Annotated in this window: 22 protein-coding genes and 1 riboswitch; of the genes, 13 read left to right on the forward strand and 9 right to left on the reverse strand. The window is 68.5% G+C overall.

The annotated features are described in order from the left end of the window. Position 1 precedes the first annotated feature (1 nt). Genes G6N47_RS05205 through G6N47_RS05235 form a run of 7 tightly spaced genes read left to right on the forward strand, consistent with a single transcriptional unit; the run spans position 2 to position 5,564 of the window. Positions 2–1,222 (forward strand): MlaD family protein, encoded by a 1,221-nt coding sequence (locus tag G6N47_RS05205; RefSeq protein ID WP_083134210.1) that lies wholly within the window; start codon positions 2–4, stop codon positions 1,220–1,222. Then, positions 1,219–2,469, forward strand: coding sequence for an MlaD family protein (locus tag G6N47_RS05210; RefSeq protein WP_083134209.1), 1,251 nt, complete (start codon positions 1,219–1,221; stop codon positions 2,467–2,469). Before G6N47_RS05205 ends, G6N47_RS05210 begins: the two co-directional genes overlap by 4 nt. Next, positions 2,351–2,956, forward strand: a complete 606-nt coding sequence (locus G6N47_RS05215) for an Mce protein (protein WP_232080308.1) — start codon at positions 2,351–2,353, stop codon at positions 2,954–2,956. Before G6N47_RS05210 ends, G6N47_RS05215 begins: the two co-directional genes overlap by 119 nt. Before the next feature lie 8 nt (positions 2,957–2,964). Then, positions 2,965–3,717, forward strand: coding sequence for a mannan-binding family protein (locus G6N47_RS05220; protein WP_232080130.1), 753 nt, complete (start codon positions 2,965–2,967; stop codon positions 3,715–3,717). 50 nt (positions 3,718–3,767) lie between these two features. Next, positions 3,768–4,202, forward strand: coding sequence for a MarR family winged helix-turn-helix transcriptional regulator (locus G6N47_RS05225; protein ID WP_083134266.1), 435 nt, complete (start codon positions 3,768–3,770; stop codon positions 4,200–4,202). Positions 4,203–4,217: 15 nt separating this feature from the next. Next, positions 4,218–5,087, forward strand: coding sequence for an LLM class F420-dependent oxidoreductase (locus tag G6N47_RS05230; protein ID WP_083134207.1), 870 nt, complete (start codon positions 4,218–4,220; stop codon positions 5,085–5,087). A 21-nt stretch (positions 5,088–5,108) separates the two neighbouring features. Continuing rightward, complete coding sequence (locus tag G6N47_RS05235; protein WP_264007157.1) at positions 5,109–5,564, forward strand: SDR family NAD(P)-dependent oxidoreductase; 456 nt, start codon at positions 5,109–5,111, stop codon at positions 5,562–5,564. A 6-nt stretch (positions 5,565–5,570) separates the two neighbouring features. On the opposite strand, the gene G6N47_RS05240 is transcribed toward G6N47_RS05235, so the two are convergent. The 8 genes from G6N47_RS05240 to thiO all read right to left on the reverse strand — a co-directional run bounded on the left by G6N47_RS05240 (position 5,571) and on the right by thiO (position 13,269). Next, positions 5,571–7,091 (reverse strand): HNH endonuclease signature motif containing protein, encoded by a 1,521-nt coding sequence (locus tag G6N47_RS05240; RefSeq protein ID WP_163659550.1) that lies wholly within the window; start codon positions 7,089–7,091, stop codon positions 5,571–5,573. Between the two features lie 96 nt (positions 7,092–7,187). Further along, on the reverse strand, positions 7,188–8,672 hold the full coding sequence (locus G6N47_RS05245) for a M28 family metallopeptidase (protein ID WP_083133886.1): 1,485 nt from the start codon (positions 8,670–8,672) through the stop codon (positions 7,188–7,190). 34 nt (positions 8,673–8,706) lie between these two features. Continuing rightward, positions 8,707–9,570 carry an MEDS domain-containing protein gene (locus tag G6N47_RS05250; protein WP_163659552.1) on the reverse strand — a complete coding sequence of 288 codons (864 nt, stop codon included), beginning with the start codon at positions 9,568–9,570 and terminating at the stop codon, positions 8,707–8,709. A 61-nt stretch (positions 9,571–9,631) separates the two neighbouring features. Beyond that, positions 9,632–10,555: a sensor histidine kinase gene (locus tag G6N47_RS05255; RefSeq protein WP_083133803.1), complete on the reverse strand. Its 924-nt coding sequence runs from the start codon at positions 10,553–10,555 to the stop codon at positions 9,632–9,634. A gap of 30 nt (positions 10,556–10,585) precedes the next feature. After that, entirely contained in the window at positions 10,586–11,329 is a 744-nt protein-coding gene (locus tag G6N47_RS05260; protein ID WP_083133804.1) for an SGNH/GDSL hydrolase family protein, read from the reverse strand. Continuing rightward, positions 11,326–12,084: a thiazole synthase gene (gene thiG / locus G6N47_RS05265; protein WP_083133805.1), complete on the reverse strand. Its 759-nt coding sequence runs from the start codon at positions 12,082–12,084 to the stop codon at positions 11,326–11,328. Before thiG ends, G6N47_RS05260 begins: the two co-directional genes overlap by 4 nt. Then, positions 12,077–12,274, reverse strand: a complete 198-nt coding sequence (thiS, locus tag G6N47_RS05270) for a sulfur carrier protein ThiS (RefSeq protein ID WP_083133806.1) — start codon at positions 12,272–12,274, stop codon at positions 12,077–12,079. The genes thiG and thiS overlap by 8 nt, the downstream gene beginning before the upstream one ends. Then, on the reverse strand, positions 12,271–13,269 hold the full coding sequence (thiO, locus tag G6N47_RS05275) for a glycine oxidase ThiO (RefSeq protein ID WP_083133807.1): 999 nt from the start codon (positions 13,267–13,269) through the stop codon (positions 12,271–12,273). The genes thiS and thiO overlap by 4 nt, the downstream gene beginning before the upstream one ends. After that, positions 13,260–13,369, reverse strand: a riboswitch (TPP riboswitch). Its footprint overlaps the gene before it by 10 nt. Positions 13,370–13,398: 29 nt before the next feature. Between thiO and thiE the strand changes: the two genes are divergently transcribed. Further along, the gene (gene thiE / locus G6N47_RS05280) at positions 13,399–14,070 is read left to right on the forward strand and encodes a thiamine phosphate synthase (RefSeq protein WP_083133808.1); all 672 of its coding nucleotides are present in this window, start codon (positions 13,399–13,401) and stop codon (positions 14,068–14,070) included. Here the strand turns inward: thiE and G6N47_RS05285 are convergent. Continuing rightward, positions 14,042–14,665, reverse strand: coding sequence for an NUDIX hydrolase (locus G6N47_RS05285; protein ID WP_083133809.1), 624 nt, complete (start codon positions 14,663–14,665; stop codon positions 14,042–14,044). The genes thiE and G6N47_RS05285 overlap by 29 nt on opposite strands. Before the next feature lie 125 nt (positions 14,666–14,790). On the opposite strand from G6N47_RS05285, the gene glnX reads away from it, so the two are divergent. The 5 genes from glnX (at position 14,791) to G6N47_RS05310 (ending at position 21,989) form a co-directional block, all read left to right on the forward strand. After that, entirely contained in the window at positions 14,791–16,110 is a 1,320-nt protein-coding gene (gene glnX / locus G6N47_RS05290; RefSeq protein WP_083133810.1) for a protein kinase G-activating protein GlnX, read from the forward strand. Continuing rightward, positions 16,110–17,123 carry a glutamate ABC transporter substrate-binding protein gene (locus G6N47_RS05295; protein ID WP_083133811.1) on the forward strand — a complete coding sequence of 338 codons (1,014 nt, stop codon included), beginning with the start codon at positions 16,110–16,112 and terminating at the stop codon, positions 17,121–17,123. Before glnX ends, G6N47_RS05295 begins: the two co-directional genes overlap by 1 nt. Next, positions 17,123–19,366, forward strand: a complete 2,244-nt coding sequence (locus G6N47_RS05300) for a serine/threonine-protein kinase PknG (RefSeq protein WP_083133812.1) — start codon at positions 17,123–17,125, stop codon at positions 19,364–19,366. The genes G6N47_RS05295 and G6N47_RS05300 overlap by 1 nt, the downstream gene beginning before the upstream one ends. 128 nt (positions 19,367–19,494) lie before the next feature. Further along, complete coding sequence (locus tag G6N47_RS05305) at positions 19,495–20,811, forward strand: DUF1800 domain-containing protein (protein WP_083133813.1); 1,317 nt, start codon at positions 19,495–19,497, stop codon at positions 20,809–20,811. Beyond that, positions 20,808–21,989 carry a DUF1501 domain-containing protein gene (locus G6N47_RS05310; protein ID WP_083133814.1) on the forward strand — a complete coding sequence of 394 codons (1,182 nt, stop codon included), beginning with the start codon at positions 20,808–20,810 and terminating at the stop codon, positions 21,987–21,989. The genes G6N47_RS05305 and G6N47_RS05310 overlap by 4 nt, the downstream gene beginning before the upstream one ends.

Here is a 21,989-nt window from a genome sequence, read left to right on the forward strand (position 1 = left end):
GATGGCGCACAAAGCGTTGGGGGCAGCCCTGACCGCCGTCGTTGTATCGGGATGCGCCACCAACGGGCTCAGCAGCCTGCCGCTGCCCGCTCCGGGGATCGGCAGCGGTGGATATCTTCTGCACGCGGTCTTCTCCAATGCGCTGAACCTGCCCGCACACGCCAAGGTGAAACTCGCCGGCGCCGACGTCGGCCAACTCGAGTCAATGGTCGCGCGTAACTACACCGCGGAGACCACGTTGCGCATCATGGACGGCGTCCGGGTTCCGGTGGGAAGCACCGCGGAGCTGCGGTCGGCCACCCCGCTCGGCGACGTGTTCATCGCGATCAAGCCACCAAATCCGTTGCAGCCCAACGCTTCGCTGTTGCACAGCGGCGACACCATCGGCCTGGAGTCCACCAGGGCCGCCGCCACCGTGGAGTCCGTGCTCAGCTCTGCGGCGTTACTGGTCAACGGCGGCGCGGTCCGTAACTTCACCAACATCGTCAACGGCGCAGGCAAGGCGACCGGTGACCAGGGACAGGCATTCGGCGACCTAATCAACCGGACCAACGCGCTGCTGGTCAAGCTCAACGCCCGATCCGGCCAGATCGACGAGGCGCTGACGGAAACCGCGCGGCTCGCCGATCGGCTCGACGAGAAGAACCAGGCCATCACCGACGTCTTGCGGGCGGTCGGGCCGGCGACCGACGTGTTGGCCGCCGACGCCGACCAGATCGCCGATGTGGTCGAGCAAGTCGGCGCCACCACCCGCCAGCTGCAGAAGTTCCCGTCGATCGCCGGCACCGACAAGACCGGTCGCAGCGTTATCAAGGACGCGAATGCGATTGCCGCGGCGTGGAACGACGTCTCGGTGAGTCCCGACACCAGCCTGGCCGCGCTCAACAGGCTGATTGCGCCGATCGTCAAAGGGACGTCGAGCTCGGCGATTTCGGTGCGCGCGAGCATCGACCGGCTGGTGATGGGATCGCGGCCGGGCACCGGGGCGGAATCCGGCGGGTTCAAGGGTGATCCGGTTTTCCACGGCCCGATGCACCGCGACATCAACAAGTTCATCGGCTCACTCAAGTACGCCCTGTGGCGGCTGCAGGAGCGTGTTGTCGGGCGCGGCCCGAACACGCCGATGGGTCAGGATCCGTGGACGCCGTCCGGTCCGCCGCTGCCACCCGCACCCCCGGGAGAGGCGCCGCCGGATCCGTTCGCTCAGGAGCCGCCGGGATGATCGACACCCTGAGCCGGCTGCTCGTCGGCATCGTCCGCGCCGGCCATCGCCAGCGAGCGTGGTTGTCCGGCATAGCGCTCGCACTGACACTCGTTGTGGCCGTGGCGTATTTGCTGATCGGGGCACTGCGGGTGAACCCGCTCGACGCGACGTATCGGGTCAGGATCCAGCTGCCGGAATCCGGTGGCCTGCTGGCCAACCAGGACGTCGCCGTCCGCGGAATCCGGGTCGGGCGCATCGACTCGCTGGAAGCCACACCATCCGGCGTCGAGGTGATCGCGCACATCAAGAAGAACGTCAAGATCCCGGCGTCGAGCCCGGTTCGCGTGTCGGGACTTTCGCCGGCCGGCGAGCAGTACATCGACTTCGAGCCCGCGTCGAACACCGGCCCGTTTCTGGCCAATGGCAGCGTGGTCGGCCCGGAGCGGGCCAGCACGCCGGTTCCGCTGTCTCAGCTGCTCGCCGACGCCGACGGGATGCTGGCCCAAACCGATCCGAGGAAGCTCGAGCTGGTCAAGAAGGAGCTGAGCTTGAGCAAGGAGGGTCCGCGCAAGCTCACCGACATCATCGACGGCGGCACCTTCCTGCTGTCCACGATGGATCCGGTGCTGCCGCAAACTGTTTCGGTGCTGAAAACCAGCCGGGTGGTGCTGACCACGCTGGCCGACAAGAACGCCGGACTGGGGGCCGCGACGCAGGATGTCGCCCAGGTGATGGCCGGCGTCAACAAGATGGACGGCGGGTTCCGGCGATTCGTCGACCGGACACCCGGGGTGTTGTCGTCGGTGGACAACCTGTTCGACGACAACTCGGACACCATGGTCGGGTTGCTGGCCAATCTGGTGACGACGGCGCGGCTGGTGTACGTCCGGGTTCCGGCGCTCAACGCGGTGTTCCCCAACTATCGTGGCTCGACGCTGGAGGCGTTGGCGACCACGATGCACGAGCATGGGCTGTGGGCCACCGCCGACATCTATCCCCGCTACACCTGCGACTACGGCACGCCGCGCCGGCCGTCGTCGTCGGCGGACTATCCGGAGCCGTTCCTCTACACCTACTGCCGCGACGACGACCCCGAGGTGCTGATCCGGGGCGCCAAGAACGCGCCCCGGCCGGGCGGCGACGACACTGCCGGTCCGCCGCCGGGCGCCGACCTGGGTCAGACTACCGACCCAACACCCAAGGGCCGCTTCACGATTCCCACCCCCTATGGCGGGCCGACACTGCCGGTCGAGCCGCCGCGCTGAATTGGAGACGATCATGAGGTATGTGCGCATCGGGCTGGTGGCCGCGGTGTTCGTTGCCGCGTTCGGCGTCGCCGGCCTGCTGGGCTGGAAGTTGTGGGAGGAGCACACCGTCAGCCAGGCCGCCCAGGCTGCCCGGCAGAGCGCAGTCGACTACGCGCAAGTGCTGACCAGCATCGACTCCAACCAGGTGGACCAGAACTTCGCGGCGGTACTCGGCGGAGCCACAGGCCAATTCAAAGACACGTACACCAAAGCCAGTGTGCAACTTCGGCAGCTGCTGATCGACAACAAGGCCACCGCGCACGGCGTCGTCGTCGCGTCCGCCATCCAGTCCGAGACCAAGGACAAGGTCGTCGTGCTGTTGATGGTCGACCAGACGGTCACCAACGCCGCGCGTCCCGACGGTCGCGTGGACCGCACCCGGATGAAGATGACGATGGAGAAGGTCGACAACCGATGGCTCGCAAGCAAAGTCGAACTGCCTTAGCCTTGCTCATGGCTGTCGCGGCCGTGACCGGCGCGCCGACGGCGTCGGCGTCGGCGCAGACGTTCTGCGGCGAGCTCGGCGGCCAATGGGACGGCCAGTACTGCCATTCCTCGGTCACCTCCGAGCGAAAAGCGGTGCGCGACATCAAGATGGCCATCCCGGGCGATCTGGTGGACAATCCCACCGCTGGCCCGGTGATTCGCGATTACCTGCGCACGCTGTCGCAGAATTGGCGCACCAAGGGCGCCACGATGGTTCAGGACAGCTGGGGCGAGGAGAACTACCAGGTTTTCCAGCACGGGCCCGCGCTCAGCGTGGCCTTCCACGAGGACTACCACGCCGACGGGCCGTGGATCAACAACGCCTACCGCACTTTCACCTTCGACATGGCCGGCGGCAGGCGGCTGGAGCTCACCGATATCACCAAGCCGGGGGTGGATCCGCGGGCGGCCATTCCGCCGCTGGCCGAACCGTTCGTTCAAGAGGCGCTCGACCGGGCCGCCTGGCAGCATTCGCCCGGCACATACCCGTTCACCCTCGACCGGTGGACGCCGGACAAGGTGTACTCGGGTGGCTACAAGGCGTGGGTGGTCACACCCGACGAGCTGATCCTCTACATGCCGGACTACCCGGTCGGCCACGACTCCCCTGTCCAATACGACCAGGCTCAGCAATGGTCGATGGACGGCGGGACCGTCGAGCCGCACATTCCGCTCGCCGCGCTCAGTTCGGTCCTGCGTCCGGAGTTCGGCGGAACATAGTAGACAGCCGAAACTGTTCAGTTCAGCCTGTCTAGTGTATGGTGGCAGGCGTGGACGGGCCGAGCGAGTCTGCGACGCAGGCGGCACGCGATTTGCGGGTTTTTTTCAGCCGGTTGCGGCGCCGAATGCGCGAGGTTGCCACCGACGACGACCTCACGCCGTCGCAGACGGCGGTGTTGACGCGACTATGGAAAGACGGGCCGTCGTCGGCCAGCCTGCTGGCCGGCGCTGAGCGGGTTCGACCGCAGTCGATGGCGGCCACACTGGCCGCACTCGACCGGCACGGCATGATCCGCCGAGCTCCGGACCCGGAAGACGGTCGGCGGCAAGTGGTTTCGCTGACCGCCGCCGGCCGGCGTCGCGCCGAGAACCACCGGCAGCTGCGCGGGGAGTGGCTGGCCCGCGCCATGCAGGAGCAGTACTCGGAGCGGGAGCGCCGCGTCATTCTCGAGGCGTTGTCGCTGCTCGAGCGCTTGACCGACTAGCGAAAGGACGTGCCAATGGAATTGGCGATTCACTTCATCGACTTTCTCCCGGAGCATCCGGCGCGGCTGGCGCCGACGCTGACGGCCACCGCCAAGGCCGCCGAAGAGATCGGCGCGACGTTGTTCACCCTGGCGGATCATTTCTTCCAGATGGAAACCGTTGGGCGCGCGGAAGACCCGTTCCTGGAGGGCTACACGTCGCTGGGCTATTTGGCGGGGCAGACGTCGACGATCGACTTGGCCATGCTGGTCACCGGGGTCACCTACCGTTATCCGGGGCTGCTGGCCAAGACCGTCAGCACCCTCGACGTGCTCTCGCAGGGCCGCTCGATGTTCGGCATCGGCGCCGCCTGGTACGAGCGCGAGCACGTCGCACTGGGTGTTCCGTATCCACCGTTGCGGGATCGGTTCGAGATGCTCGAAGAGACACTGCAGATCTGCCGGCAGATGTGGAGCGACGACAACGGCCCGTATCACGGCAAGCACTACCAGTTGGCCGAGACGATCTGCGTGCCGCAACCGATTCGGCGTCCACCTGTCTTGATCGGCGGCTCCGGGGAGAAGAAGACGCTGCGGTTGGTCGCCCAGTACGCCGATGTCTGGAACAGCACGGTCTCCGAACCCGAGGAGCTCGCGCACAAGATCGATGTGCTGAACCGGCATTGCGCGACGGTGGACCGCGATCCCGCCGAGATTCGCAAGACCGTGGGACTGTTGGCGGATCCGTTCGCGGACCTCGACGGGTACCTACGGACGCTCGAACGCTATGCCGGGATGGGTGTTTCGATGATCAACGTCGGTCCGGTACCCGGGAATCCGGATCCGGCCGGCTTCGTGAAGCGTCTCGGCGACGACCTGATGCCGAGGATCGCCGAGATCGGGTGAGCGCGGCGATATCCTTTCGCAATGGCGTCGAGCGTGTCGGGAAAGGTCGCATTCGTCACCGGCGGCGCGTCGGGCATCGGTCTTGTCACCACCGCGGGCCAGGCGGGCTATACCGCCACCAAACACGCCGTGGTCGCGATCTCGAAGACGTTGCGCATCGAGGCCGAGCGCCACGGCGTCCGGGTCTCGGTGCTGTGCCCGGGCGTGATCCGGACCCCGATACTCACCGGCGGTCGCTACGGGCGGACCGAGAAGGCCGGCCTCAGCGACGACGAAATCCTGCGGCGCTGGGAGCAATTGCGTCCCATGGCGCCCGAGAAGTTCGCCGAGCGCGCCCTTCGCGCGGTCTTCCGTGACAAGGCGATCATTGTGGTGCCGGCATGGTGGAAGACGTTCTGGTACTTGGAGCGGCTCTCGCCGTCGTTGTCGATGCGCCTTGCACGAGTCACGCTCGAGCGCATCCGGAAAGCGCCCTGATCCGCGTTAGAACGGCGGTGGTTCGTCGTCGTCGGTGGGTGGTGCGGGGCCGAATATTGCGGTTTCGCGGGCTTGTCGGCGCGCCGCGCGGGCGTCTCGGTTGCGTTTGCGTTCTTTGGCGATGTAGTTGGCGCGGTTTTGGGCGCGGGTGCGGCGGCGTTTGGGCATCATCACGGCCCGCTCGGCGCAGCGTTCGGTGCGGACCGGCGCGGGTGCGCCTAGGTCGCCGGTGGGCGCGCACAAGCTCGGGAACAACAGCGCGCTGCCCGGAGTGGTGACATAGGTCTGCCCAGACGGCGAGGTCAAAATCACCGTCGCGTCGGGCAGCTGCTTGTCTGCCCAGCCCCAGAACGTTTTCACCAAATGATGTGTGCGGCAATAGCATTTGAGGTTCGACGCGTGCGTGGGCCCACCCTGGGCATAGGGGGTCGTATGATCAAGGTCGCAGTCCCAGGCCGGCCGATCGCAGCCGGGCCAGCGACACGTCAAATCCCGGCAGCGCACAAAATCCGCCAGCGCCTTCGACGGCACATACCCCGGCTCCGGGGCGGCATCGGCGGGATGGGACAGCGCCACCAGCTTGGCCGATGTCGCCAGTTGCTCGAGCAGTTCGGGTGGGATCAGCGCATCAGCGCCCACCCGCGAGGCCGCCGCCGACCCGGCGCCCGCGATCGCGGCCGGCTCGGCGATGACATGAATCAGCACCGGTGAGGGCGCCGGCTTGGCCGCCGCGGGGCACTCGGCGCGCCCGCAGTGACACGTCAACCGCTCGGCCCCGACCGCCAGCGCCCCCATCGCATCGGCGCGGCGCTGCGTGCGGGTGCGCGGATCATGCTCACACACGCTGCCCGCCAACGCCTCCAGGCGGGCATCCACCGCATGAGCGTCGGTGGCGATCAAACGGCCGAACACCTCGGCTAAACCGTTACCGCTATCGGAGATGCACAACTCGCGATCGGCCTGCTGCTCACGACGCTGGCGCACGGCATCGCGATCGGCGCGGGCCACGATCTTATCCACCTGCCCCGCCAGCCGGCCCTGTGTCATCGACGGCCAACGCGGCACCCGCAGCGCCAACTGGGCATCGACCGCGGCCAGCACCTCGGGATCGGTGATCAGATCGGTGCGAAACACAATCGTCTGAAACATCCGATAGTCGATATCCCCGGCGACAAACACCGCGCCCAGCTGGGGCAACCGCTCCCGCATGGCCCGCGCATAACGCAGCCGGCTGCCCGCCAGGCCCTGGCTGATCCGCAACGCCGCCGCCACCTCCGCGGCCACCGCCGCCTCGGTGTCCATCGCCCACTGCTCGGTCTCCGAACAACGCGCGAGCCGATAGCCGAACAACTCCCCAATCGCAGCCAACTGCGCGGCCGCCGCCCGATTTTCCAACCGCGTCGCCGCGCAAATCCGATCCACCAAGCCAGCCGACTCCGACGTCGTCGACGGATGGCGCCGTTCCATCAGCTCATCCAGGCGGGCAATCACCGCCTCCTGCGACCCCGGACCCTGAGCATCGAACATACATTCGAGTCTAGCAGGGTGGGCGACAAGTCGTCCCGACCAGCGTGCCGTGGGATTCATCTGGTCAACGCCCAAATTGCCGCCCACCACGATCGACTACTTCTTCAGTTCGTGACGGGTGCGGTCCTCGCGGATCGGTACACCGTTGCGGCCAGTGATGTCCTGGGCGTACAGACCGGTTGCGTAGGCGACCCCGGCGCCGTGGATGCCCAGTGCGGTGCGATCGACGTGGTCCAAGGTGTCGGTGGCCTTGTGGTAGTTGGGGTCGAACGGCTGATCCGCCTCGCCGCCCCACAGCTTGGCCTGCTCGTCGGACTTCTTGTTCTCGGCGCCGGAGAACAACCCGCCCGCCGGGATGCCCGCCAGCGTGAACCCGTCGTAGTCGGACCGTCCGTCGAACGAGGTGTCCTGCGGCGTTTTGCCGGCTGAGCGCAGATACGCGGCCAGCGAGCGCTCGATACCCGCCGAGCCCTCGGGCACAATCGGCTCGCCCCGCTTGTCGACCGGCATCGACTGGTCGCCGTCGTAGGTGAAGTAGCCGGGATTCGGCGAGCCCAGCATGTCGAAGTTCAGGTACAGCGCAATGTCTTTGAGCGCGTCGAGGTTCAGCGACTCGACGTACTTGCGTGAACCGATCAGCCCGAGTTCCTCTGCGCCCCAGAAGCCGAAGCGCACCGCGTTGTGCACCTGCGGCGAACTGCCCAGTTGCAGCGCGGTTTCCAGCACCGCGGCCACACCCGAGCCGTCGTCGTTGATGCCGGGCCCCTCCGGGACGCTGTCGAGGTGTGCGCCGATCATCACCACATCGGAGGTGGAACCGGTCTTCGTTTGCGCAATGACGTTGCGGGCCGCGATGTCTCGGGTCTCCGCCTTCAGCTTGACGGTGACCGGTCCGGCCTTGTCGCGCAACTGCACCCCGGCCGCTCGGGTGACGCTGACCACCGGGATCTTGACGTCGGCTTTGTCGCCCAGCGTGCCGCCCATCTCTTTTTCGTCGACATTGTCGGCAATGATCAGCGCCACCGCACCGCGCTGCACGGCGGCCTCCTCCTTCTCGGTGAACGGGCAGGTGCCGCGGTCCACCAGCACCACCGCCCCCTTCACCGGCAGCTTGTCGTAATCGGACGGGGTGCAGCCGGGGCTGTCGTCGACGGGAGCGGACACCAGCGGTCCGCTCACCCCGTCGGGCGGGGTGGGCAGGCTGAACTGCAACGCGCGGGCCTCGAAGGTTTTGTCGCCAATCGCCACCGAACCCGGCTCGGAGTGGAATACCCGAGCCTGGAACTCCGGGGTTTGGACGTCAAACCCCTTGTCGCGCAGCTTGTTTACCACGTAGTCGACGCTGGCGTCGTAGCCGGGCGTGGCCACTGCGCGGGTGTTTCCGTTAGCGCGGGCGATGTCCTGCAGCTTCGACAGGTGCGCCATCATCGCGTCGGTGCTGATCTTCTGCCGCAGGGAGGTCGCGAAATTCGTGGCGGCGGCCGACGACGCGGGCTGGGCGGACTTCGACGTGCCACAGCCGCCGATCAGCAGTGCCGCCGTCGCGACGATGATCAGGGTTACCTTCGATTTGTTAGCCACCGCGCCCACGTTAGCCGCTGACGGACTCGCCACCTCAGCCGACGTCGGCCAGATCCGGTGCTTCCACCCGCAGGTTGGTCAGACCGAGTAGCTTGGCCAGCCGGGCCACCATGCGCCGGTCGGTCCGCAGCACGACCTGCCGCCCGTCCGCCGCGGCAAGTCGATCCAGCGCAACGAGCTGAGGGTGTGTCACGAAGTCCAACGCGCGCGCGTCGATGACCACCTCGTCGCCGGCCGCCAGCGGCCAGATCCATTGCAGCGCAGTGCTGAACGCCGCGTGGACGGCCGCGTCGAGTTCACCGGCCAAGGCGAAGTCAATGCCCTGCCCGGCGTAGATGCGGAAGCCGACCGCGCCTGTGTTGACCATGGGGTGCAGGCACATCAGCTCCTTGGCGGCGTCACCCAAGAGAGTGAGGTTGTAGGCACACAGCGCCGCGAAGGGCAGCACCGCCATCTTCTGGTCGACGAGGTACTCGAGGCGGGCGAACGCCGCGCGTTGCTCGGGCGTGCGGACCAGCACCGCCCCGTCGACCACCGCGCGGCATCCACTACATCCCGCGCCGACCACGTAATTCATCGCGGCCACTCCGTCGGCCACGGTCGCCTCCGCATCGACGACGTCGGTCCCTGGCACAAACCGGTAATGCTCGGCCACCGGAGTCACCGCGATCTGCCCGGTACGCACCGCCTCGGCGAAACCCATCTCGTCCAGCTCATTGCGCAGCGCGGCGGAGCTGGCGTCGCACGCATACAAAATGCGCTGGTTTCGCGCGAGGCCGTCGGCGATGTATTCGGCTGCGCGGGCCAGAAACTCCGAGCGGTCGCGATAGCCCCACGCCACGTGCCCCAACGGATTGAGGCCGGCGGCGGAGCGGACCTCACCATGCCGTCGGGTCATAGCGCCCCCACTCAACCACTCGCAGACCACCCCCACCACATAATCGAGATATTCGCGGCGGTCATGTCGACGACCTGGTGTCGCGACGGAGGTAGGCATGGATGGTGGTGCCCTCCGGCGTCGTGTGCATCCGCAGCAGATCAGCGACCGCGTTGACCACGAAGAGGCCGGATGGGCTCGGTTTGTCGCAACTCGGCGGCCGGCGGCCGGCCAGCGGGTCGCCAAGAAAGCCGGTATCGCGGGCTTCGCAGACCAGGTAACCGCCGTGCTCCCACAGCGAGAGCCGGCATGCCGTCCCCGCGTGCTGAAGACTGTTGGTGGCCAACTCGGTGATGACGAGTTGCAGGTCGGCGATCCGGTCGGTGGGCAGGCCGAGCAATCGGGCATAGCGATCGCCGTGCCGGCGCCCACCCACCAGGTCGGCGGGCCGGGCGACCGTGTACTGCACCGCGGCCGGGCTCGTGGCCAGCGGTTGGTTGCAGCGTTCCAGGGCGGCGTCGACCGCGTAGTCGGCACTGCGTTCGAGCGATCCGTTCCACCGGATCAGCGGGTGGGTGGCTCGAATGTCGGCCAGCACCCCGTCGTCGAGCAGCGACGCGTCATACGGGCAGAGCCCCGCCACCCGATAGTCGACGAACGCGACGTTGACCAACGCTTCGTGCTGGATGCAGGCCGGGTATTCCAGCGCGCTGCGGCCGGGCCACATCGGCTCGGCGACCATGCGGACACATCGGTCGCGGTGCCGTTGGGCGAAGGCCAGCTCGGCCGCGAGGATCCGCCCCGGATTGCGGCCCAACTCGGCAATGTCGACCCATGCCACCCGCCTCGCCGAGTCACCCAGCCCGTGACGCAACAACGGCCCTTTGTCTTCGGGGACCGCCGCCCATACCGGCTCCCCGTGGGCCAACCCTTCGGAGATAAAGGGCACCACGGAGCCGACGTATTCTTCCGGCGACCGATAGACGACCGCGGTGTGCGTGTCCATCGGCAGACGCCTACCCCCGCGGGCAGCGCCTTAATCAGCCAGGATCAGCTCGGCCACCGCACGCATCCCCGCGGCATTGGGATGAAACGGCGCCGCGCGCCAGGGCAGCGGCAACGCGGCACCCACCGTCCACGGGTCGGCGGACCAGGCGTGGTGTTCGCGGCTGGCGTGTCCGGCGCGCACGATTTCGCAGCCGGTGCTCTCGGCGGCCGCCGCGGTCAGCTCCTCCAGGCGGGCGGCGACGTACCGGCCCAGCTCGGCGTCGGCCTCCGACAACGGCGGGGCGGCTTGGCCGTCCGGCGGCAGCAGGGTCAGGTAGTCGACGAACACCACCCGGGCCTTGGGCGCGCGACGGCGCACCACCGCGCCGACCGCGCGCAGCGAGTCGCCGACTTGCCCGAGCGCCTGCTCGCGGGCATCGCGGTTGAGCAGGTTGCGGATCGGCGGCAGCAGCCGGGCCGGCGCGGGAAGGGCGGCCGCCATCAACAACGGCACGTATCCGACGTCGTTGCCGCCGATCGTGATCGTGACCAAGTCTTCGGAACCGTCGAGTGCGTCGATTTGCGGCGGTGCACCGCGCTGCCGGTCGGCGAGCACATGCGCGGTGGTGGCACCGGAAAACATGACGTCGACCAGGTCGAGGTTGCATTTCTGCGCGACGAGATGCGCGTAGTTGCGGGCCGAGCGGCCCGACCCGAACGGCGCGCCATTGGCGCGCGGCCGGATACCGGGACCGGCCGCCATCGAACTGCCCAGCGCCACATACCGTTTCATCGGTCGGGGCTGGAGGCCTGCGCCCAGAAGCGTTTCGGGATTCGGCCGGCGTTGCGCGCGAGATAGCCGGCGGTGACGGCGGCGGCCATCGCGGCGGCCATCGCGGGCGGGTCGGCGGCCCGAGTCACCGCGCTGGCCAACAGCACAGCGTCGCAACCCAATTCCATCGCCAGCGCGGCGTCGCTGGCTGTCCCGATGCCGGCGTCGAGCACTACCGGGACACCGGCGGCCTCGACGATCATCTCGATGTTGTGCGGGTTGGCGATTCCCAGCCCGGTGCCGATTGGCGAGCCCAGCGGCATGACGGCGGCGCAGCCGGAGTCCTCCAGCCGTCGCGCCAGCGCCGGGTCGTCGTTGGTGTAGGGCAGCACCACGAACCCGTCGTCCACCAATTGCTCTGCGGCCCGCACTAATTCGACGGCATCGGGAAGCAGGGTGCGCTCGTCGGCAATCACTTCGAGCTTCACCCACTCGGTGCCCAGCGCTTCGCGGGCCAGCTGCGCGGTGAGTACCGCCTCCGCGGCGCTGCGGCAGCCGGCGGTGTTGGGCAGCGGTGTGATGCCGAGGCGCCCCAACAGGTCGAGCATCCCGGTGCCGCCCTCGGCGTCGACCCGGCGCATCGCGACGGTGGTCAGCTCGGTGCCCGACGCGATCAGCGCCTCCTCGAGCACCGCGAGGTTGGTCGCTCCCCCGGTGCCCATGATCAGTCGCGAGGAGAATTCCCGCCCGGCGATCGTGAGTTTGTTGTCAGCCACCTTGCACCGCCGTCACCACCTCGAGCCGGGCGCCGTCGGAAAGCGTTGTCTGCCAACCGGATCGCGGCAGCACCGCCTGGTTCAGCGCCACCGCGATGCCCCGGTCGGGATACCCCAGGGATTCCAGCAGCGCAGCGACCGTGGTCTGGTCGTCGACCTGCACCTGTTGTTCGTTGACGAGGATGATCACGAGGCGGCTCCCACCGGAACAAGTTGGGACACAATCTGTTCGGCCGTCCACGGCGCGAGCAGGAAACCGTTGCGCCCGTGACCGGCGGCCACCAGCGTCCGCTCGTCCAAGCGCTGAACCAACGGCAGGTTGTCCGGTGTCATCGGGCGCAGCCCGGCGGCGCATTCGGCGAGCTCGTATTCGCCGAGGGCGGGCAGCACGGCGCAGGCATCGTCGAGTAGATCGCGCACACCGGAGACCGCCGGCGCGGTGTCGCGGCCGTGCTCGTATTGGGTGGCGCCGACGACCACGCCGTCGGCTCGGGGCACCAGATACACCTGTCGGCCGTGCACCCGGGCGCGAATCACCCGCTGCGGCACCGGCATACAACCTTTGCGCCAGCGCAGCCGCAGCACTTCGCCCTTCACCGGGCGGATCGGTAGGCCCGGCCACAATGCCGGCGCGTCGATACCGTTGGCGATCACGACGGCGTCGGCGTCGACGGCGGTCAGGTCGCCCACCGGCCCCGCCCACTGCACGCCGAGCCGCTCACAAGCCACCTCGAGCGCGTCCAGCACCGCGCGGTTGTCGACCGCAAGCTCGGTGGGCGCCCGGAAGCCGTGCCGGATGCCTTGGGCCAGAAGCGGTTCCACGTCGCGGGCGGCCGACTCCCAGACCACCGGATGGCCCTGCGCGGACAGCCAGTCGGCGACGGTGCGCAGATCGGCGGCGTCGGCGCGGTCGACGGCGACCACCAGCGACTCGCGTGCGGTGATCACGTGCGCCGGCAAGCCGAAGCCTTGGCGCCAGAGCCGCAGCGACTCCAGGCCCATCCGCAGTAGCCGTTCCTCGCCGGGCCAGCCCTCGCTGTGTGGGGCCAGCATGCCGGCCGCCACCCAGGACGCCCCGTGATCGCCGGTGCGGTGCACCCGCACCGACCAGCCAGCCTGCGCCGCCCGGCGCGCCACCGAGAGGCCGATGACACCTCCGCCGATGACGGCCAGTGAGCCGGGCATCCTTTTCTCCCTTCGCCGGCATGATCCGGATCAGGTGTGACGGTAAGGGCAGGCGTGCCCACTCTCAGACCCCGTGCCTGGGACTCCCGTGATTCGTCAGCTTTCCACGCTAGCGGCTAGCGTCGCGGTGTGCACGAACCCCATGCCAGGCTGGCCAGCGCCAGGCTCTACCTGTGCACCGACGCCCGCCGTGAGCGTGGTGATCTGGCCGAGTTCGCCGAGGCGGCGCTGGCCGGCGGCGTGGACGTCATCCAGCTGCGCGACAAGGGCTCTACCGGGGAGCGCCGATTTGGGCCGTTGGAGGCCCGCGACGAGCTGGCGGCGCTCGAGGTGCTCGCCGACGCCGCCCGCCGGCACGGGGCGTTGGTCGCCGTCAACGACCGCGCCGACATCGCCCGCGCGGCCGGTGCCGACGTGCTGCACCTGGGACAGAACGACCTTCCGCTGCGGGTGGCGCGCGAGATCGTCGCACCGGCAACCCTGATCGGCCGCTCCACCCACGACACCGACCAGGTCACCGACGCCCTGACCGAGGACGTCGACTACTTCTGCGTCGGGCCGTGCTGGCCCACCCCGACCAAACCCGGCCGACCGGCGCCGGGCCTGCCGCTGGTCCAGGCGGCCGCCGCGACGGCGACCGGCAAACCCTGGTTCGCCATCGGCGGCATCGACGCCGACCGGCTGCCCGAAGTGCTGGCCGCAGGGGCTCGCCGGGTCGTGGTGGTGCGGGCAATCACCGCGGCCGAGGACCCGCGCGCGGCCGCCGAGCGGCTCAGTTCGGCGCTGGCAGCAGCGAGCTGATCCGGCTGGAAAGCTGCGACGGCGCCTGATCCGGGCCGCCCGCGGTGCACCACAGGAACACCCCCGCCTCGATCTCGACCGTGCGCGGCAGGTGACGGCGCCGCTCGTCGCCCGGGCCCAATGGCACCGTCGCCGGCGCGGCGCGCAGCCGCTGCCAGCTGGCGGCGAACCCGGGATGCAGCGGCAGGTCGGCCACCTCGTCCTCGTCGACCCAGCGCAGCTCGGCGCTTTCCCGGTTGGGCACGGTAGGCAGCAGCTCGCCGGCGTCGGCGACGACGGTGGTGTAGGTCCAGTCGGTGCCGCTCGCCGTCGCGGTGATCACCGTCGCGCGCACCGACAGCTGCTCGCCCGTCAGCCCGGCCTCCTCGAGCGCTTCGCGCACGGCGGCCTGCTCGGCGGTCTCGTGGCTGTCGCGGGCGCCTCCCGGCAGACCCCACGTGCCGCCCTGATGACTCCACGGCGCGCGGTGTTGCAGCAACACTGCGGGGCTGCCGTCGGCGCGCGGCGCCCGCAAAAGCAGACCCGCCGCGCCGTGCCGGCCCCAGTACGGCACGCCGGTGTCGGAAATCACCCAGCCGTCGCCGTCGCCGCGCACGCGTTCAGGATAAGCAGCCCAACCCCGGTGACTCGGCGATGCTCCCCGCATCCCGAAAACAAACTCTTAGACTTCGCTTATAGAGTTCGTGCGACGCACAGCGAAGAGATGAGGTCCGAACAGACGTGACCGTTGAGTTGGCGCACCCGTCGACCGAGCCACTGGGGTCGCGGTCGCCAATCGAACCGGCGCACCCGCGTTGGTGGTTCATCTCGACGACCCCCGGCCGCATCCTGTCCATCGGCGTCATCTTGGCGATCCTCGGCGGGCTCAGCGCGTTTGCCACCTCGACGACGATCAACCAGCGCCAGCAGGCGCTGACTACCGTGCTCAATCACACCGAGCCGCTGTCGTTCGCGGCGGGCCGGCTCTACACCACGCTGTCGGTGGCCGACGCGGCGGCGGCGACGGCGTTCATCGCCCAGGCCGAGCCGCGGACCGTCCGGCAGCGCTACGAGCAGGCCATCACTGACGCCGCGGTCGCGGTCACCCGGGCCTCGAGCGGGCTGACCGACGAGCCGCTGGTGCAGCTGCTGGGCCGGATCAACGCCGAGCTGGCCGTCTACACCGGGCTGATCGAGATCGCGCGAACCAACAACCGGGCGGGTAACCCGGTCGGCTCGTCATATCTGTCCGAGGCGTCGGCGTTGATGCAGTCGCGAATCCTGCCCGATGCGCAACAGCTCTACCGCCAGACGTCGGAGCGAGTGGACAGCGAGACAACGGCATCCACTCAAATACCGGCTCCGGTGATCCTCGTGGTCGTCACCACCGTGACCTTCGGCGCCTTCGCGCACCGCTGGCTGGCGCGGCGCACCAACCGGCGGATCAACCCCGGTCTCGTCGTGGGCGCGCTGGCGATCCTCATTATGGTGGTGTGGGTAGGAACGGCCCTGGCGATTTCCACCTCGGCCAGTCGCAGCGCGAAAAACACTGCGGCAGAATCGTTGAAGACCGTCACCAACCTGTCGATCACCGCCCAGCAGGCGCGTGCCGACGAGACGTTGTCATTGATCCGGCGCGGGGACGAAGAGGTCCGCCAGCAGTCCTTCTACCAACGCATCGACGCCATGCACACCCAGCTCGACCAGTACCTGTCCCGCGGTGACGCCGTCGACAAGACCGATTTGCACGACGCCGGCCAGCTGCTGGCCCGCTGGCGCCAGGCCAACGACCGGATCAACGCCTACATCTCGGTCGGCAACTATCAGGCCGCCACCCAGGTCGCGCTCGGTAACGGTGAAGACGACTCCAGCCCCGCGTTCGACAAGCTCGACGAGGCGCTGCGCAAGACCATGGAGCAAAGCCGCAACCAGCTGCGCACCGACATCCTCAACGCGCGTCAGGGGCTGTCCGGCGCGACGGTCGGCGGCGTCGTGCTCAGCCTGGGCGCCGCCATCGCGGTCGCGCTCGGCCTGTGGCCACGACTGAACGAGTACCGATGATGACGCGCCGATCGCAAGCACGGCGGAGCCGGGCGCAGGGGGTCGGCGCCATCGGCTGCCGGCCCATTGCCATCCTGTGCGCCGCCCTGCTGCTGGCCGGGTGCGGGCATTCGGCGCCGATGGTGGTGGCGCCGGTGCCGACGCTGCCGCCACCCACTCCGGCCGGCATGCAGGAGCTGCCGCCGCAGCCTCCGCGGCCGCCGGAGAAAGCCAACGCCGACTGCGACGTCACCGCCAGCCTGCGGCCGTTTGCCACCAAGGCCGAGGCCGACGAGGCGGTCAGCGGCATCCGCGACCGCGGCCGGCTGATCGTCGGACTCGACATCGGCAGCAACCTGCTGTCCTTCCGCGACCCGATCACGGGCCAGATCACCGGTTTCGACGTCGACATCGCCGGCGAGGTGGCCCGCGACATCTTCGGCAGCCCGACCTCGGTGGAATACCGGATCCTGTCGTCGGCCGAACGCATCACTTCGCTGCAGAAGTCGCTCGTCGACATCGTCGTCAAGACCATGACCATCACCTGCGAGCGGCGCAAGCTGGTCAACTTCTCCACGGTCTACCTCGACGCCAACCAACGCATCCTGGCGCCCAGCCACTCGGCGATCACCAAGCCGTCCGACCTGTCCGGCAAGCGGGTCTGCGTGGCCAAGGGCACCACGTCGCTGGGCCGGATACGCGAGATCGCGCCGCCGCCGCTGATCGTGGAGGTGGTGAACTGGGCCGACTGCCTGGTGGCGCTGCAGCAGCGTGAGGTCGACGCGGTCAGCACCGACGACACGATCCTGGCCGGTCTGGTGTCCCAGGATCCGTACCTGCACATCGTGGGGCCCAACATGGACACCCAGCCCTACGGCATCGGGGTCAACCTGAACAACACCGGGCTGGTCCGGTTCGTCAACGGCACCCTGGAACGCATCCGCCGCGACGGCACCTGGAACACGTTGTACCGCAAGTGGTTGAACGTGCTCGGTCCGGCGCCGGCCCCGCCCGCCCCGAGGTATCTGGACTGATGGACAAGCCTGACGACGACGCCGTCGCTCCCGGCACCGAGCCGGCCGACGCGACGGCCGACTCCGCGGCGCAGATGCGCCCGGTGTCCACCCAGGCGCTGTTCCGCCCGCACTTCGACGACGACGAAGAGGACGACGCCACCACCGTCGAGACCGAGCCGGCCGAACGGGCGACGACAACGCGGGTGGCTCAGCCGGTCCGGCGGCTCGGCGGCGGCCTGGTGGAGATTCCGCGGGTGCCCGACATCGACCCGCTCGAAGCGCTCATGCCCAACCCGGTGGTGCCGGAGTCCAAGCGGTTCTGCTGGAACTGCGGCCGGCCGGTGGGCCGCTCCAGCCCCGACGGCAAAGCCCTCTCGGAGGGCTGGTGCCCGTATTGCGGCAGCCCGTATTCGTTTCTGCCGCAACTGAATCCGGGCGACGTGGTCGCCGGTCAGTACGAGATCAAGGGTTGTATCGCACACGGCGGGCTGGGCTGGGTGTACCTGGCGTTCGACAAGAACGTCAACGACCGGCCGGTGGTGCTCAAAGGCCTTGTGCATTCCGGCGACGCCGAGGCGCAGGCGATCGCGATGGCCGAACGGCAGTTCCTCGCCGAGGTGGTGCACCCGTCGATCGTGCAGATCTTCAACTTCGTCGAGCACCCCGACCGCCACGGCGATCCCGTTGGCTACATCGTGATGGAGTACGTCGGCGGTCAGTCGCTCAAGCGGGGCCGGGGCGTCAACCTGCCGGTGGCCGAGGCCATCGCCTATATCCTGGAAATCCTTCCCGCCCTTGGGTATTTGCATTCGATCGGCTTGGTCTACAACGACCTCAAGCCGGAGAACATCATGGTCACCGAGGAGCAGCTCAAGCTGATCGACCTGGGTGCGGTGTCGCGGATCAACTCGTTCGGCTATCTCTACGGCACGCCGGGCTATCAGGCGCCGGAGATCGTGCGCACCGGGCCGACGGTGGCCACCGACATCTACACGGTGGGCCGGACGCTGGCGGCACTGACGATGACGCTGCGCACCCGCAACGGACGCTACGTCGACGGGCTACCCGAAGACGACCCGGTGCTGGTCGAATACGACTCGTTCGCACGGTTGCTGCGCCGCGCGATCGACCCCGATCCGCGGCGGCGGTTCGCCAGCGCCGAGGAGATGTCGGGGCAGCTGTCCGGTGTGCTGCGCGAGGTGGTCGCTCATGACACCGGCGTGCCGAGACCCGGTTTGTCGACGATCTTTTCCCGCACCCGTTCGACGTTCGGGGTCGAGCTGCTGGTGGCCCATACGGACGTGTACCTGGACGGCCAGGTGCATTCGGAGAAGCTGACCGCCAAGGAGATCGTGACCGCGCTGCCGGTGCCGCTGGTCGACCCGGCCGACGTCGCCGCCCCGGTGTTGCAGGCGACGGTGCTCTCTCAGCCGGTGCAGACGCTGGATTCGTTGCGTGCGGTGCGGCACGGCTCACTGGATTCGGAAGGGATCGACCTGTCGGAGTCGGTCGAGCTGCCGCTGATGGAGGTCCGGGCGCTGCTGGACCTCGGCGACGTGGCCAAGGCGACCCGCAAACTGGACGACCTGGCCGAGCGGGTCGGCTGGCGGTGGCGGCTGGTCTGGTATCGCGCCGTCGCCGAGCTGCTCACCGGCGACTACGACTCGGCGATCAAACACTTCAACGAGGTGCTGGATACCTTCCCCGGCGAGTTGGCGCCGAAGCTGGCGCTGGCCGCCACCGCCGAATTGGCCGGCAGCTCCGACGAGCACAAGTTCTACGAGACGGTGTGGGACACCGACGACGGCGTGATCTCGGCCGCGTTCGGGCTGGCCCGCGCGCTGTCGGCCGACGGCGACCGCGAAGCCGCGGTGCGCACCCTCGACGAAGTGCCCGCCAGCTCAAGGCATTTCACCACCGCGCGGCTGACCAGTGCGGTGACTCTGCTGTCCGGCCGGTCGACCAGCGAGATCACCGAGGAGCAAATCCGCGACGCCGCGCGACGGGTGGAGGCATTGCCGCCGACCGAGCCGCGGGTGTTGCAGATCCGGGCGCTGGTCCTGGGCAGCGCGATGGACTGGCTCGAGGCGGGCCACGAGGCCAGCACCAACCACATCCTGGGTTTCCCGTTCACCGGGCACGGGCTTCGGCTCGGCGTCGAGGCATCACTGCGGGCGCTGGCGCGGGTAGCGCCCACCCAGGCGCATCGCTACACGCTGGTCGACATGGCCAACCGGGTGCGGCCGACGTCGACGTTCTAATCTGCGTCGAGCGTGCGTGTTTGTGCGCCGACACCAACGTAACGCCCGTACAACTGTGCACGCTCGCGACCTCAGGACCTTCAGCGTGTCCTCAGCAAATTTCCAGTTTTGCGGTTCACAGTTGAGTCATGGCGGGCCAATCCGACCGGTGGATTACCACTGCCCGAATCCTGCGCCGCGCAGGGTTCGGTGTCAGCGGCCCGACCGTCGACGCTGTCGTCGCGCAAGACTGGCCGACCTACGTTGCGGCGGCACTGAATTCGGACCCCGACGCCGACCCCGGCGCACGCGCGACGCCGATGCCCACCTTCGCCGTCCCGCGTGCACCCGGCAAGGATGCGACCAAAGAAGCGCGAAAGGCCCACAATCGGCAGTTATCCGAGCAGATGTCGGAATTGTCGGCGTGGTGGCTGCGCCGCATGGCATCGGTCGAGCAACCCGTGCACGAGAAGCTGACCTTGCTGTGGCACAACCACTTTGCCACCTCCGCCCAGAAGGTCCGCGTTGCCGACTACATGGCGGCGCAGAACCAGAAACTACGGACGCTGAAACTAGGCGACTTCCGGACGCTGGCCTATGCGATGCTGACCGACGCGGCGATGCTGCGCTGGCTGGACGGACAGTCCAACACCGCCAAGGCCCCCAACGAAAACCTGGCCCGCGAATTCATGGAACTGTTCGCGCTGGGCCACGGCAACGGGTACACCGAGGACGACGTGCGGGCCGGCGCACGGGCGCTGACCGGCTGGGTGATCAAGCCAAGCGGCGAAACGTCGATGATGCCCAAGCGCCACGACAACACCGCCAAGACAGTGCTCGGCGCCACCGCCGACTTCGATGCGGCCGGGTTCTGCGACACCGTGCTGGCCCAACCGAAGTCGGCGCAATACGTCGCCGGACGGCTGTGGCAGCAGCTGGCCTCCGATGAGCCGCCATCACACGCAGCCCTGGACCGGGTGGTCGCCGCCTACGGTCCCGGCCGCGACCTGAAGGCACTGACCGCGGCGATCCTCACCGACGACGAGTTCGTCGGCGCCCGTGCCGCAATCGTCAACACGCCGGTCGAGTGGCTGATCGGAATGGTCCGGACGCTACGTGTTCCGCTCGACACCCCGAAGCGTCTCAAGACTGTCGACGCGACGCTGAAAGCATTGGGGCAGCGGCCTTTCTACCCGCCCGACGTGGGCGGCTGGCCGCACGGCCAGGTATGGCTGTCCACCGCCAGCGCCGACGTCCGGTTCCGCGCCGCGAGCAACCTGGCCCGCGCCGGCGACCTGTCCACCATCGAGGACACCGGCGCCGGGGACCGCATCGACGCCGCCGGTTACCTCATCGGCGTCGGCACGTGGTCAGATCGGACCGTCGCCGCGCTCAAACCACTGGTGCGCAAGCCTGTGCAGCTGCTGGCCGCCGCCGTGAATACACCGGAGTACCTCACATCATGAATCGCCGCAAGTTCCTGATCGCCAGCGCCGGCCTGGGTGCGGCCGGCCTGCTGTCCGGCACAGTGGCGATCAGCTGGCCGGAGCTGATGCGCGCGGCCGAGGACCGACCGTTGGCCGAGGGCAGCGGCGTGCTGGTGATCGTCACCCTGTACGGCGGCAACGACGGTATCAACACCGTAATCCCCTACGCGGACAACGCTTATCACGACGCAAGGCCCGAACTTGCTTATGCCCCAGGCGATGTGCTGCACCTCGATGACCAGCTTGGTCTCAACCCGGCGCTGAAAGGTATGGCCCAGCTGTGGAACCAGCGCAAGCTGGCCATCGTGCGGGGCGTCAGCTACCCGCAGCCCGACCACAGCCACTTCCGGTCGATGGATATCTGGCAGACCGCATCGCCGGCCGAGCCCGTCTCGACGGGCTGGATCGGGCGCTGGCTCGACGCCACCGGCGACGATCCGCTGCGCGCGGTCAACATCGGCTCGGTGCTTCCCCCGCTGGCAGTGGGCGAAAAGTGCACGGCGGCAGCACTTTCCCCGACCGCCGCGCCGGAGTCGGCGGACAGGTTCGCCGCCACCATGGAAGCGTTGGGCGTCGACGACCCGGACGACACCCCGGCGATGTCCGCGGTGTGCGCCGCCTACCGCGCGAGCCGCACCACTGATACCACTCTCAGACAAGTCAAACCCTCTGGCGAGGACCACAACTCGCTGGCCGCCCAGCTGAGCATGGTGACCAGCGCGGTGAGCGCCGGGGTGCCGACCCGGGTATACGCGGTGCAGCTCGGCGGATTCGACACCCACGCCGACGAACGCGGCACCCAGCAGCGCCTGCTGCAGACCTTCGACGACGCGCTGACCCCGTTCCTACAGCAAATGGCCGGCGACCGGCGCGGCAGGAACGTCGTCGTGCTGGCGTACTCGGAATTCGGGCGGCGGGTGAAGGCCAACGCGTCGCAGGGCACCGACCACGGCACCGCCGGCCCGGTGTTCGTCGCCGGCGCACCGGTCAAGGGCGGCTTCTACGGCGACGAGCCCAGCCTGACCGACCTCGACAACGGAGACCTCAAGCCCACCACCGACTTTCGCGACGTCTACTACGAGCTGCTGGCGCAAACCCTGCAGTCCGACCCCACCCCGGCGGTCGGCAGCGGCAGACGCGCCCTGGGCTTCCTGTAG

It is taken from the genome of Mycobacterium branderi (genome assembly GCF_010728725.1).
Taxonomy (GTDB): Bacteria; Actinomycetota; Actinomycetes; order Mycobacteriales; family Mycobacteriaceae; genus Mycobacterium; species Mycobacterium branderi.

Coding starts and splice junctions, on each gene's coding strand:
- G6N47_RS05205 (WP_083134210.1), top strand. CDS start 2: ATGGCGCACAAAGCGTTGGGGGCAGCCCTGACCGCCGTCGTTGTATCG.
- G6N47_RS05210 (WP_083134209.1), top strand. CDS start 1,219: ATGATCGACACCCTGAGCCGGCTGCTCGTCGGCATCGTCCGCGCCGGC.
- G6N47_RS05220 (WP_232080130.1), top strand. CDS start 2,965: ATGGCTGTCGCGGCCGTGACCGGCGCGCCGACGGCGTCGGCGTCGGCG.
- G6N47_RS05230 (WP_083134207.1), top strand. CDS start 4,218: ATGGAATTGGCGATTCACTTCATCGACTTTCTCCCGGAGCATCCGGCG.
- G6N47_RS05235 (WP_264007157.1), top strand. CDS start 5,109: ATGGCGTCGAGCGTGTCGGGAAAGGTCGCATTCGTCACCGGCGGCGCG.
- G6N47_RS05240 (WP_163659550.1), bottom strand. CDS start 7,091: ATGTTCGATGCTCAGGGTCCGGGGTCGCAGGAGGCGGTGATTGCCCGC.
- G6N47_RS05250 (WP_163659552.1), bottom strand. CDS start 9,570: ATGACCCGACGGCATGGTGAGGTCCGCTCCGCCGCCGGCCTCAATCCG.
- G6N47_RS05255 (WP_083133803.1), bottom strand. CDS start 10,555: ATGGACACGCACACCGCGGTCGTCTATCGGTCGCCGGAAGAATACGTC.
- G6N47_RS05260 (WP_083133804.1), bottom strand. CDS start 11,329: ATGAAACGGTATGTGGCGCTGGGCAGTTCGATGGCGGCCGGTCCCGGT.
- thiO (WP_083133807.1), bottom strand. CDS start 13,269: ATGCCCGGCTCACTGGCCGTCATCGGCGGAGGTGTCATCGGCCTCTCG.
- G6N47_RS05295 (WP_083133811.1), top strand. CDS start 16,110: ATGACGCGCCGATCGCAAGCACGGCGGAGCCGGGCGCAGGGGGTCGGC.
- G6N47_RS05300 (WP_083133812.1), top strand. CDS start 17,123: ATGGACAAGCCTGACGACGACGCCGTCGCTCCCGGCACCGAGCCGGCC.
- G6N47_RS05305 (WP_083133813.1), top strand. CDS start 19,495: ATGGCGGGCCAATCCGACCGGTGGATTACCACTGCCCGAATCCTGCGC.
- G6N47_RS05310 (WP_083133814.1), top strand. CDS start 20,808: ATGAATCGCCGCAAGTTCCTGATCGCCAGCGCCGGCCTGGGTGCGGCC.